The sequence below is a fragment of the Photobacterium aquae genome, from assembly GCF_001029445.1.
Classification (GTDB): domain Bacteria; phylum Pseudomonadota; class Gammaproteobacteria; order Enterobacterales; family Vibrionaceae; genus Photobacterium; species Photobacterium aquae.
The window spans coordinates 15,312-27,559 of record NZ_LDOT01000014.1; the positions used below are offsets into that span (position 1 = coordinate 15,312).

The following is a 12,248-nucleotide window of genomic DNA, read 5'->3' on the forward strand; positions in this document are numbered from 1 at the left end:
TTTTTGTGATGATAATCACAAACCGTTGGACATAGTATAATATATATTCCGTTCAATTTCCGACGTTACCCAAGGTAGTTATCATGTATAAATTTCACCGTTACAAACAGCAACTAGAAAAAATGATAATCATATTACCTTCGGTATTCTTGTCTATTGAAGTGATATCTCAAATACCCAAACCAGTTTCAACACACAATGAAATTTTATTTCTATTAACTCTATTTGCCTTACCTATTGGCTTTAACGTTATATTTAAAAAATTAGTTGAGTTGTTAAATTGGCTTATCAACAACGGGAAAATTGATGGTTAAGGCTTTTATCTTAGCTTAATTCGTACTAGCCCAAAGATCATATAAAACGCCTTTGGGCTACGATTCTCGCCTACATAGAGCTTCTTTCTCAATCGCTTAGACTTATTATTTACTTTATCTCTCTTACTAAATTGAACTGTTTAAATATATCAATGAATACGTTGCTATCCGTAAATGTCCATCTTATCTAACTGATAATAAAGCATATAACAAAGCAATTTCGAGACGTAGACGTAGATAGTAACCCTACGTCAAACAACTTAAAACCGCTCTTTCCACATTGAAGCAATATGTTGAATACACCAACTCTTCGCCTTTCCCATCTGACTTCGATTCCATGCCATTACAATCTCAAGCTCATATACAGGATCATCGCCAATTAGAACGAGCTCTCCATTCTCGATATAAGGCTTGGCATGTTCATACGACATGGTAGCAATACCCACACCGGCTCTTAGCGCTTGTAACTTCTCATGCATAGAACCAACCGTCAGTAGTGGTTGGTCATCAAGAATATTATGGGTTAGCGGCGGTAGATGGCGGGCCGTATCCGCAGCAGCAATACCCCGATATAACTTACGAACGGCAGGATCAAGGGGGTTATCATGTTGATGAATAGGATGGTCTTTGTGTGCAACCCACAACGTATCAAGCTTACCAATGGGTTGAATCTTTACATCTGGAGGAGCAACACTCGGGGCCGGTGCAATCAGAATATCGGCACGATTTTGTGACAGGGCTTCCCAACAACCAGCAAGGATCTCCTCCTGAAAACGCATACGTGTCTTGCTCACTTGACCGAGCTTATCCACCAGCGGCAATAATGTTTCAAACTTAATCAAACCATCATAGGCAATAGTAATGTCCAATTCCCAACCGTGCGCTAATGTACTGGCATCTGCAATCATTTCATCAACGGCTGTCAGCAATAACCTTCCCCGCTCTAGCAACAAAGTACCTGCTTTAGTAAACACAGCCTTGTGGCCGGAGCGATCAAAAATTACCAGATCAAGATCCTGTTCTAGCTTTTGAACCTGATAACTCAACGACGATGGCGCACGCCCCAATTCTTCAGCTGCCGCCGCAAAGCTACCGCGTCGATCAATTGCGTCTAAAACCATCAGGGCTTCGAATGACAACAGTTTATTCACACCATCTCCTTCATATGTCGAATCAGCACCCAAAATTGCTGACCTAACGTTGACCTAAGTATCTCAACCTTCACGATATAATAAAAGTCTCCCACTCTTTCCATTTGTTAATTAGCAACCATACTCACTGAAGGGAGCTACACACTTGGTCAAGGAAAACACCATGACATATTCTGTTATCAAAAAACTATCAAACGTTCTTATCTCGGCATCATCACGATGCAATACCAAATATACAGCCGGGCTCTTACTCTGCGCAGCTATCTCATCGAGCTCTGCCTTCGCGTCAAACTACATCGCAGATACCACAAGTGATGATGCATCAGAAACAATGATAATCCCTATTGAACGTGAATTTTTGCCAGCAGAGAACGAAAGCGACAAACAGATCCGCAAACTACTACAACATGCCCCTGAGCTAGAGATCATAGCTCAACTCAACAACGACGTTATCCACTTTGATCAGGCGGTTACAATTCAGTTCGGTAGTCAAGACGGCCCACTGTATGATCCCCAGCTTAGAGAGATTCAAGTTCCCTATCAGTTCTGGTCTGATGCCGTTAAACTGTTTTCTACTCAATATGAGAAAAACGAAAAACAAGCCATCTACAAAGCAAGTATGGATAGCCTACTCCATACTTTGCTGCACGAGATCGGTCACGCCTATATCGACATCTACAATATTCCTGTCTTGGGCCGTGAAGAAGATGCCGCCGATAATTTCGCTTCCGTGATCCTGCTGCATCATGTCGAAAACGGCGATGATATTGCACTTCATGCCGCACAACTCTTTGCCTTAGAGGACGCGCAAATTGAGCAGTTCGATAACTTGGATTTTATCGATGAACATAGCCTCGATATACAGCGTTACTTCTATACATTGTGCCTGATTTACGGCAGCAACCCAGACAAACACAAAATGCTATTTAAAGAGATCGACCAACAATACAAAGTTGAAAAAGAAGATATATGTCAGGATGAATTTGAGCGTATTCATGAAAATTGGTCTCTTTACCTTGAGCAAAACCAAATAGATGACGAAGCCGATTCAGCCAAACCCTAAACGATAAATCATGAGAAAACGGCCATCTGAGTCATCATTTTACTGGATAATGAACACAAAAAACCTCTGATGGCCTCTAACACATTTTATTCACCAATAAGAATGGATATTCAAAAACTTAGGTGTATTCCCCGTGAATTTTCTTACAAAGGTGATAAGTTAGTCATAAAAATGACTACTAGAGGAATCTTCTAGACAAGTTTATTGCAGGGACTTGATCTGCGCCAAATTTTGCGTATTCAGTATGCACTAGAGTCGTTAGCAGTTTGTTTTATTACATGGAATAGATTTCACAAACCATACAATGCAATGTGAAATCCAGACAAGGATCACAAGATGAAGCACGCGTCGCAATCGCTTACCCAAACGATCAGTTACCTGAAACATTGTAATTCGCAACTAATGACCAACCGTACAGCGCTGCCTACACAGGTTGCCAACCAGTTGATCAACGAAATCATTTCCATTCAGGCTATTGAACTGGAACATGCCAACGAGCAAATAACCCAACTCCAGCGCGAACTCCGGGCCGTCTTGCTAACACTGGAAGCTGCTGCAAATGAAGAGGCTCATGGCGTACTTGCCACCGCTATGCGACGCATCAACCATGAACTGAATATCACCCCGTTCAGCCCAAGCAAACTGGTTGTAAAGAATGCAAAATCCGACCCTGTACTGGCCGGCTAGCGTCAAGATTACCAATAACCCATTCTTAAAATAACAATAGCTCCATAACCTTCTGGAATCAGCCGGTAACGTACTTTCTGTCCTGTCCGTTACCGGCCTTTTTTGCTCGCCGCTATGACATCATCCACTTCCACCAGACGAACAAAGCCAAGAATCCGAATAAATAACTCAGCCCCACAATGGATAACACTTTCATCGGCTTGCTCCACTGAAGCGAAACAGGCAAATCGGCATTAGAAACCAGTTGATAGTTCAGCAAGGCAAAAACAGGCGTCGTCATAAAGGCCATGATCATCGCAAAATCAAGCAATGGCATCAGGGCTGAACTAAAGAACAGAATAATCCCCATTGCCGATACACTCAGAACAACCATCCAACTATTATGCCACTGCCGATTACAGCCTTCTTCATTCCCCCAGAGCAGCGATTGCGCCTCGGCAATCGCCCTGGCATACCCGTCTATCACCGTAATAGTGCTACCGAAAATACAGAAAAAGGCGACGACAGCAATCAAATACCGTGACCACTCACCAATGGTCGTTGCATACATGCTCACGAGCTGATGGGAAAAGCCAATCCCCGATGCCTTTAGCTCCGTACCACTGCCATGGAGTACCAATGCCCCCAAAGACAAGAACACCACCGCCAACACCGCCGTACCAATATAACCGACATTGAAGTCAAACAATGCCGATTGCGGAGTAACCTGATGCAACTTCCGCTGACTTTTCAGCCATAGTGACGTCAAGCAAGATATCTCAATCGGTGCTGGCATCCAGCCATCATCACCACAATAAAGCCAATACTGGCAATAGACCACGCTGAAGGTGCCTGATAGTCAGGCGCCGCCGCAGGGCCATTCATCGCGGCAATAAAGACGGCACTCACAGTGGCGACAACCAATACTGCCATAATCAGTTTAGAGAGCGCATCCAGCGCCTTGTAATGCCCCGCAAACAGTATGGCCAGACAAGCGATAGCCACCACGCAGCTCAATAGCGGCAACGATAAGGTAAACGGTAAAAAATACCCCAGCAGGCTTGCGCTAAACAGCAGCAACGCAGCAGTATTGACGATCCCCGACACCACACTCAGTCCGGTAAACACCCACAAGTAACCGCGCCCCATATTGTCATAACCTTTAATCAAGCTATGACCGGTTCCCATTGTGTATTGCACCCCGGCTCGGAAAAACGGGTATTTGAGCAAGTTCACCACAAGGATTAGGATTGCCAACTGCCACCCATAAATCGCCCCTGCCTTGGTTGACGCAACAAGGTGCGAGCCCCCGACGGCTGCCGTGGCCATCATGATCCCTGGGCCCAGCATTTTTACCAATTGTCCAACTGATAACCGTCTATCCTGCATTGCCTCTGTTGTTGTGCTATCTGTCATAAATACATCCTGTTTTTATCGACTCTCTTTCATCCATGCTGACTTGCACCGATCCCCCGACAAGCTATTTTGTATATTGTCGGCGACAAGTGTGGTGTCATTTCCTTGCTTATTTTTCTCCGTTTTATTGTCTGATGGCAACCAGCGGCAAATCATCCAACAACACGTTATTTCAGTCTGATGTCAATATGCAGACCATCACTCTACATACGAGGCAAAACGTCCTTGGTTATCCAGAAAAAACAAATAAAAAAACAATAAAAAATGAACAAATTCCCATAAACAACCCTTTGATTCTGGCTGGATATTGGCCACCTTAGCCGCACATATTCCGTTTAGGCGGCTATGCTTAACTCAATGGACGAGACATTTTTGGCACGATATACGAAGCAGGACGATAGCCAACTCTTCAATGAATAACCTTCCCGCTCAACCACACAACGCAAACCTTCCGCCACGGCCGCGAATGGGCAAGGCTCGTTGTTTTGTATATGGCTTGGTTTTCCTGTGCGGGCTAATTTTGATCCCCGTCATTTTGCTGCCGCCGTGGCTCGCATCAAAGGGGATCGAAATCAATGCGATATCAGGGGTCAGCATCGGCAAAAAAATTGTCATAGGAGAATTGGGCATCACAATCAACCGTAATGTTCTCACTATCCACCAGCTGACCCTTGAACACTTTGTTGATAAGGAAAGTGCGATATCAGACAGCTCATGGCGACTGGTCTCTCCTAAGATGAGCGTGAGGCTGACTCCTATTGTCCACCATAGCCTCAAACGTCAAGGACTGATACTCAGTCCGCTGGAACTCGAAGATGTGGTATTTAACCTTATTGACCTATCCCCGCCTTATGTATTCAGTGCTCAGGTAGGTTCGGCCTCAATGACTCTGGCCAGCGAATACCACAAACCCAAAAGGCAGCAGATCAGCGATGTCAATTTGGTGCTTACCACCTCGCCCTTTGTCACATTAACCGGCGTGGTTAATCATGCCGAGCTAAACTTGCTCTTCCCGCTAGATATCCAAGGCTACTATTTCCCCGTTAATTTCAACCTAGGACATTTCTCTTTGAGTTGGCAGCCATTCAAGACGCCGCTTGCTGTTCATCTGGCAACGGTAAACCCGCACTGGCCGACACTCGCCCCCGATTTTGTCCAGCAAGGTAAAGATATCTCGCTAACCACGGATCTCAACCGGCCAAGTACCTCGACCCGAATTAGTGCAGATGTGATCGACCTTGATCAGCCAAGCAAGTTACCAGTATTCCTGAATCAGCCCGGTGATGATTATGATGGTCTCCACCTTGGTCAGACAATCGCCAGTTTGGCGCAGCTCCCTTTTCGGCGCCTGAAAGTCAGTCGGTTTACCTATGGACAGCTAATCATCGATTCACGATTAGTGCTGGAAACTCCAAGATTCAGAATGAATAAACCCGATAAACCAGCCAAATTACGTTTGAAAGGAAAAGCACTCGGGCCAGACCCCTATCTGATGGATGTTCTCGTCAAACATACCAAACAACAAGATGCCCATTTCAATGGCACAATGACGGGCCCGAAAGGCAATAGCCTTTCATGCGAAGGCGATATCAACTTCCTCAGCCCGCTACCCAAACACCTACTATGCAACGCTCGTTTAAGAAACAGTGCCGATATCACTGACCGTTTGGGATTAGCCGGTATGCCCAGTGCCCAACTCAAACAACCATTGGCTATCGAAGCTATACAAACACAGTTACTGCTTCGCCCCGGCAGTGCTCACTTGCAATCGAACCAACAAGCTAATCAAACAAACACCCCAAAAGCAGAGCGCAAAACCATCCACCACTTTCGCCGGGTTGAATCAGCCAAATACCAAATCACCCTCAAGATCCCAACCCATATTCCCATTACACTCCGCCAATTGGCACTCTCACACCCGATACTTGCCTCGATGCAATCTGCCCGTCATAACGGACAAGCTCCCAACGATCGGCTTGACACCTTAATCATAAGCAACGATGGCGAACTTCAACTTACAGCCAGCTATCAAACTGAGCATTTCAGTCTCTCGCTCAATGGCACAGGTGAAAAAATCACACTGACGAACGAGACGCATGGCAGCAATCTCGAACTTACAGATACAACTTTTTCCTGTGATTTCCCATTACTCACCACAGACGTCGAAAGCAGACAATGCCAAGCACAGTCGCAGTTACATGCTCAGATAAACTCCCTCTCCGCCACCCCACAAATACAGCTATCCGATATCCAAGCCAAGAGCCGTCTCAATAGCTTGTGGAGGCCATTTATGGCGAGGCTGGAAATGATAGATACCTCTATCAATATTGCTTCCGTGCTATATCACCGCCAAGACCTTAACCTACAAGCATCAAACGTACAGATCGGCAATAAACGGCTACAGTTACGCCAGCATTTCAATAATGAAATCAACCCCAAAAAAGGAAACAGCGATTTAATAGTGACAGCGTCACAAGAAGATCCACTAAAAATACATGCCGCATTTGAAGCCCAACAACTCATTACGCAGGCCGCATCAGAAAAGATAACCAGAAATAGCCCCGTACAAAAATACCAAGGGTTGATCAACGCAGAATTGAGCAAGATAGCGTTAACTCTGGGATCGCAATCGCAGGCGACAATTTTTCAAGCGGCGTACCTCGCCGCAATGAGGGTTAACCTTAACGAACAGCGACTGCCATCTGTCCATGCCAAGGGGCAAATAAAGACAACAGATAACCAACTGGCTATCGACGGGCAATTGACGAACGCCAAAGAAACCCCGCTACTAATTTTCACTGTCAAACACCGGCAGGATCGACCGCAAACAGACATCACGCTACACCGTAACCTAATGCGATTCACTAGCGATAATTCACTCAAGAAACACTACCTACCAGGATTGCCTATTCGCTATGATCTCACCGGCGGTGAAATCAGCCTGGATGCCAGTCTGCGCTACAACAGTAATGGCTGGAATGGCACCATCGGGCTCTTTACCCATGAACTCAGCGGTTACGCCCATGATATCCATTTTGCAGATCTCAATATCTCGGTCACTAGCGCTATTTCCCCCGAGGGAATCCGCTCATTGCATCCTATCAGTCTTCACGCCAGTTACCTCCATGCCGGAATTTTGCTTGAAAACCTCTACGCCGTACTGGAATTTGATTCTGCCAAACCGTTCTATCGCTTGCTCAGAGCCAACGCCTACATGCTTAACGGGTCCGTCAGTACCCATGAGGTCGTCAGCAATAGCCTGTTAACGATCCCAACGGCTTCTCTTGTCGTACATGGATTAAGCTTAGATGCACTAGCAACAGCGATTGATGCCAAAGATATAATGATGACAGGAACACTTGACGGCACGCTGCCGCTAAGTTTTGAAAATGGCTTGCCCGTGATTGAACAAGGCAGACTTCACAGCCGCTACCCAGGCGGGGTACTCAAGTACCGCAAGGGTTCAACGATTGATCAGAATATTGAAGCAGCAAGTGATGACAGCCTACTGGTGGTCAGCAAAATTCTCAAAAATTATAACTACAGCTCGCTTTCGGTTCATCTAGACTATTCTAAAAAAGGACTATTGAATGCTGATGCCTCATTTAAAGGGCACAATCCAGACGTACTTGCGGGTCGTAACGTGAATTTGAACATCAGTATTCAAGAAGATATACCAGCACTACTAAAAACATTGAGCATGATAAATGCCTCTAAGCTGGAAAGCCTTTTTTTAAAGCAGATGGGTGTGGATAAATAGCTGTTGCGCTTACGTTTTTATTGCTAAAGGTTGTACTTCAATGGATATTCAACTGAAAATCACCTTCATACCGTTGCTTTTTGCCATTTTCAGTCTACTGTTCATGGCAGGCATCGTCGGTTGCACGCCTACGGTTCAGGTCGCGACATCTGACAAGCCGATTGAAATTAATCTAAATGTTAAAATTGAACACGAAATCCGCATCAAAGTTGACAAGGAAATCGACGAGCTCTTCAGTGATGATGACGTCTTCTGATCCGGCATGGAGATTGCCATGAAAAAATGCCTGCTTGCAGTCATTGCCCTGCTTATATCCTTCCATGCCTACGCACTCAATTTACAACAGGCCAAAGACCGTGGTTTGGTTGGGGAAACCAATACCGGCCTTATCGCCCCTGTCACATCGCAACCCTCTAACGAGGTTCGGAAATTGGTTGCCGACGTAAACAAGCACCGTAATGAACAGTATAAAAAAATTGCCGTCTCCCACGGGCTTAGCGTCAAAGAAGTCGGCCACCTTGCTCACAAACGCGCAATAGAAAAAACAGCCTCAGGCCATTACTATCAAGATGCATCCGGCAAGTGGCTTCGCAAATAGTCTACATATGACAAATTTGCGCTCTCAGTCCTAATTGTAAATTTCATTTTTATAACTAACTATCACCAACGGCGTGAAAAACAACGTTTGCATTAGTATCCAAACCTACAATCAATACTGTATCAATACCGAATGTCCACGTTAAATACTTACTTGCCCCTGACTTTGTCATACTGACGCAATCTTTATACAAACAAACGGCAGTTTTTTTCCAATGAACGTGAATATTTTATCAATGATATAAAGCATAAAAAGCACTCACAGCAACAACTGTACACATTCAGTTTTAATGAAATCTACTTTCAATAAATCTTAACCCCGGAATCAGTTATTTATAATTTTCCTTAATATTTAGTGTCATTATACTCCCGGCATCTATCTCCCTAATATCAAACTCCAATGCGCGCTATTCACGTTCTCTTATCCAACACCCGTAAATCTGACGGTGTGTTTATTCTTGTTGCCCTACTTTGCTTGCTCCCGATTGTCAGCTCTCCTATCGCGTTAGTACTGGGTTTCACCCTTGCCACCGTGGGGCTTGTACCCTCTCAGTTTAATATTGCAGCCCTGACCAAAAAACTTTTGTCCTACTCTATTATTGGTCTGGGTTTTGGTATCCATCTCAATCAGGCTATTGAAGCCAGCAAACAAGGCTTCGGTTTGATTGTTGCCTCTATTTTCTTCACGCTGATCCTTGGGTTCGTTCTTACCAAAGCATTGGGGATCAACCAGAAAACGGGGCACCTGATCGCCTCAGGCACAGCTATTTGTGGTGGCAGTGCCATCGCTGCCGTTGCACCAGCAATCAATGCTGAAGATGAACAAATCTCACTTGCACTGGCAACGGTGTTCGTACTTAACGCCATCGCCCTGTTCATTTTTCCGGTTATTGGCCATATGCTGGATATGAGCCAGCAGGCATTTGGCACATGGGCCGCCATTGCGATTCACGATACCTCGTCGGTTGTCGGTGCCGCTGGCGCTTATGGTGACGAGGCGCTTAAAACAGCCACGACGCTAAAGCTATCCCGCGCCCTGTGGATCATACCAATCGCCTTTCTCAGCGCGCTGATGTTCAAAGGCGACAGCAAAAAGATCGGCGTCCCTATGTTTATCCTGTTCTACTGTGCTGCTATTTTGGTTGCCCATTTCCTGCCAGCCCTACAACCAGCCTACGACGTGATTTTCAACGCCTCCAAACGGCTATTGGTTGTTTGCCTGTTCCTGATTGGCTCAGGGATCACAGTACAGAAATTGCGTGCAGCCGGCCTTAAACCATTACTGCTCGGCATTCTGTTATGGATTGCCATCGGTAGTTGTTCTCTGGCGTATATCCAAATTGCAGCCTAATACGCCAACCACGTTCCAAACCTACCCACTCCTAAAACAATCCGTTCCCAAAACAATAATGGCCAGCATTTGCTGGCCATCTGTCATTCTGTTTTATATCCAAGTGCTCGCTTCATTGGTCGTTTACGTAATGCGACAACCAATACCAGAAAAAACGCCACCGCGACCAATATGGCACCGTATAAACCATCGCTAAATATCGACGCGACCAACAAAGCCAGCACTATTCCGATCCATACTTGCATACCGTTTCCCATCTCATTGCTATCAATGCATTATGGGAAAAATTACTGCCTACAGAAATTCGCTTTGTCTCTATCTAATCAATAAAGGTTATATACCCAAAAACCTAGCATGCATGTCTTAGCACAGCGATTTTTGCCAGAACAGCGCACTGCCGTTGATATCATCGAGCCGGTAAGGACCAAAACCATGTTTGCGATAAACATGCTGGGCAATGTCATTCCCCTCGAGCACCTCCAGGGTGATACGGCAGCACTGACGCTGGCGAGCATGAGATTCAATTTCGGCCATCAATGCCTCACTGATATTCCGGCCACGAAAAGCCGATGCCACCACAAAATCATGAATGTTAATCAGCGGCTGTCCCTGAAACGTCGAAAATGATTCAAAACAGTTAGCCAAACCGGCAATTTCACCATCAACGTAACACAAGATAGTAAATGCATAGGAACGCTTGCCCAAGGCTTCTATCAAAGACTCGTTGAACGGTTCGCGCTTATCGTCCACCAACTCATCGGCATAGGTATTCATCAATGCCAACATTGCCGAACCATGGGCAGGATTTGCATAGTCTGCCACAACCATCTTCACTTCTGTTGCCTGCTCCATACTGATTCTCCTTTTTAACATCAATATGCCTATCTATGCATTTATGCCAAAATCCCTACGGCGATACAACCCTTGTTATCCTATGGCCAATAAAAAAGCCAACACAAAGAGAACATTGCGTTGGCTTTTGGATAACAAGAATCCACGATAGAAAATTACAGATCCTTCCAGCCATAGGTCTGGACAAACTGCATATAAGCAGCCAGCGCATCATCACGCATCATCAGATCTTTCTCATCGGCATAATTCACGACCTTGACGGCCTTTTTCATGCTCGGTGACGCATCATAAAGCTTATTGGCCAGGCCAGAAGGTACCAATGAATCCTGCTGGGCTGCCAAAACCAGCATCGGGCCTTCAAATAACTCCAAACTCTTATAGTTATTGAGTGATGTTAGCTCGCTGTCGACATCAACCTTTTGTTTCAAATCGAGTTTTTCTCTCAACCATGCCAGATGGTTTTTCTCTTCGGCAAATTCCTCAAAGGTGGTGATCCCGCCTTCCAGAACGAGCGCATCGACATCGTCTCGCTCAGCGGCCATCTTCGATACCCAAAAGCTGCTTACCGCCGTACCATGCAAAATCAAAAATTCATTACGATATTTCTGCCTTGCCGCCTGATACACCATTTCCGAGTCTTCTTTGAGCTGCGTTAATGTCGGCCAATTGCCGTGGCTGTCAATACTGCGGTTTCGTACGGTAATAACATTCAACCCAAGCAAGGCAAACTGACCCAAGATATCAACATCACTTTTCTGATCCCGGTAAGGCGCTCCACCAAAATAAATGACCGTATTCTTACTTCCCTCAACTGACAAGCGAACCCCAGAGGCTCGAATGCCGTCATCAAACCTTATCTTGAACGGTTCAACGCTGTGGATGCTAGCATCAAACCATTGGGCATCTTGATACTGGGTGACATCTAACAGGTAGTTAACCCGGTGGGCCATAATATCTTCACTGTTAATTGATGTGGTACACCCTGACAGGGCGATAGATAAAGCCAACACTGTGGCTGGGAATAATTTGACGGACACACGCATTCCTTTACGCTTAACCCATTGACCAATAAGCAAAC

11 protein-coding genes and 1 pseudogene are annotated in these 12,248 nt (G+C 45.4%); 7 read left to right on the forward strand and 5 right to left on the reverse strand.

Going from position 1 to position 12,248, the window contains the following annotated elements:
• Nucleotides 1-83: 83 nt before the first annotated feature.
• Nucleotides 84-314: a hypothetical protein gene (locus ABT56_RS11605; protein ID WP_047879047.1), complete on the forward strand. Its 231-nt coding sequence runs from the start codon at nucleotides 84-86 to the stop codon at nucleotides 312-314.
• 260 nt (nucleotides 315-574) lie between these two features.
• Here the strand turns inward: ABT56_RS11605 and ABT56_RS11610 are convergent, their stop codons facing one another.
• The gene (locus ABT56_RS11610; RefSeq protein WP_084722228.1) at nucleotides 575-1,465 is read right to left on the reverse strand and encodes a LysR family transcriptional regulator; all 891 of its coding nucleotides are present in this window, start codon (nucleotides 1,463-1,465) and stop codon (nucleotides 575-577) included.
• A gap of 163 nt (nucleotides 1,466-1,628) precedes the next feature.
• Here ABT56_RS11610 and ABT56_RS11615 point away from each other — a divergent pair, with 163 nt between their 5' ends.
• Nucleotides 1,629-2,528 (forward strand): DUF4344 domain-containing metallopeptidase, encoded by a 900-nt coding sequence (locus ABT56_RS11615; protein WP_053062460.1) that lies wholly within the window; start codon nucleotides 1,629-1,631, stop codon nucleotides 2,526-2,528.
• 336 nt (nucleotides 2,529-2,864) lie between these two features.
• Nucleotides 2,865-3,215 carry a hypothetical protein gene (locus ABT56_RS11620; protein ID WP_047879048.1) on the forward strand — a complete coding sequence of 117 codons (351 nt, stop codon included), beginning with the start codon at nucleotides 2,865-2,867 and terminating at the stop codon, nucleotides 3,213-3,215.
• 112 nt (nucleotides 3,216-3,327) lie between these two features.
• On the opposite strand, the pseudogene ABT56_RS11625 reads toward ABT56_RS11620, so the two are convergent.
• Nucleotides 3,328-4,610, reverse strand: a pseudogene (locus ABT56_RS11625) (NRAMP family divalent metal transporter).
• A gap of 466 nt (nucleotides 4,611-5,076) precedes the next feature.
• Here ABT56_RS11625 and ABT56_RS11630 point away from each other — a divergent pair.
• The 4 genes from ABT56_RS11630 to ABT56_RS11645 all read left to right on the forward strand — a co-directional run bounded on the left by ABT56_RS11630 (nucleotide 5,077) and on the right by ABT56_RS11645 (nucleotide 10,318).
• Nucleotides 5,077-8,370, forward strand: coding sequence for an intermembrane phospholipid transport protein YdbH family protein (locus ABT56_RS11630; RefSeq protein WP_047879049.1), 3,294 nt, complete (start codon nucleotides 5,077-5,079; stop codon nucleotides 8,368-8,370).
• 40 nt (nucleotides 8,371-8,410) lie between these two features.
• Nucleotides 8,411-8,626, forward strand: a complete 216-nt coding sequence (locus tag ABT56_RS11635) for a YnbE family lipoprotein (RefSeq protein WP_047879050.1) — start codon at nucleotides 8,411-8,413, stop codon at nucleotides 8,624-8,626.
• 18 nt (nucleotides 8,627-8,644) lie between these two features.
• Complete coding sequence (locus ABT56_RS11640) at nucleotides 8,645-8,968, forward strand: YdbL family probable chaperone protein (RefSeq protein ID WP_047879051.1); 324 nt, start codon at nucleotides 8,645-8,647, stop codon at nucleotides 8,966-8,968.
• Nucleotides 8,969-9,367: 399 nt separating this feature from the next.
• Nucleotides 9,368-10,318, forward strand: a complete 951-nt coding sequence (locus tag ABT56_RS11645; RefSeq protein ID WP_047879052.1) for a YeiH family protein — start codon at nucleotides 9,368-9,370, stop codon at nucleotides 10,316-10,318.
• Between the two features lie 83 nt (nucleotides 10,319-10,401).
• Here the strand turns inward: ABT56_RS11645 and ABT56_RS23920 are convergent, their stop codons facing one another.
• The 3 genes from ABT56_RS23920 to ABT56_RS11655 form a co-directional block, all read right to left on the reverse strand.
• Nucleotides 10,402-10,563: a hypothetical protein gene (locus ABT56_RS23920; protein ID WP_157037833.1), complete on the reverse strand. Its 162-nt coding sequence runs from the start codon at nucleotides 10,561-10,563 to the stop codon at nucleotides 10,402-10,404.
• A 118-nt stretch (nucleotides 10,564-10,681) separates the two neighbouring features.
• Complete coding sequence (locus ABT56_RS11650; RefSeq protein WP_047879053.1) at nucleotides 10,682-11,170, reverse strand: GNAT family N-acetyltransferase; 489 nt, start codon at nucleotides 11,168-11,170, stop codon at nucleotides 10,682-10,684.
• A 155-nt stretch (nucleotides 11,171-11,325) separates the two neighbouring features.
• Nucleotides 11,326-12,207, reverse strand: a complete 882-nt coding sequence (locus ABT56_RS11655; protein ID WP_047879054.1) for an alpha/beta hydrolase family protein — start codon at nucleotides 12,205-12,207, stop codon at nucleotides 11,326-11,328.
• Between the last annotated feature and the right edge of the window lie 41 nt (nucleotides 12,208-12,248).

Excerpts from the sequence above, each read along its gene's own strand:
- ABT56_RS11605 (WP_047879047.1), top strand. The coding sequence starts at position 84 with ATGTATAAATTTCACCGTTACAAACAGCAACTAGAAAAAATGATAATC.
- ABT56_RS11615 (WP_053062460.1), top strand. The coding sequence starts at position 1,629 with ATGACATATTCTGTTATCAAAAAACTATCAAACGTTCTTATCTCGGCA.
- ABT56_RS11620 (WP_047879048.1), top strand. The coding sequence starts at position 2,865 with ATGAAGCACGCGTCGCAATCGCTTACCCAAACGATCAGTTACCTGAAA.
- ABT56_RS11630 (WP_047879049.1), top strand. The coding sequence starts at position 5,077 with ATGGGCAAGGCTCGTTGTTTTGTATATGGCTTGGTTTTCCTGTGCGGG.
- ABT56_RS11635 (WP_047879050.1), top strand. The coding sequence starts at position 8,411 with ATGGATATTCAACTGAAAATCACCTTCATACCGTTGCTTTTTGCCATT.
- ABT56_RS11640 (WP_047879051.1), top strand. The coding sequence starts at position 8,645 with ATGAAAAAATGCCTGCTTGCAGTCATTGCCCTGCTTATATCCTTCCAT.
- ABT56_RS11645 (WP_047879052.1), top strand. The coding sequence starts at position 9,368 with ATGCGCGCTATTCACGTTCTCTTATCCAACACCCGTAAATCTGACGGT.
- ABT56_RS23920 (WP_157037833.1), bottom strand. The coding sequence starts at position 10,563 with ATGCAAGTATGGATCGGAATAGTGCTGGCTTTGTTGGTCGCGTCGATA.
- ABT56_RS11650 (WP_047879053.1), bottom strand. The coding sequence starts at position 11,170 with ATGGAGCAGGCAACAGAAGTGAAGATGGTTGTGGCAGACTATGCAAAT.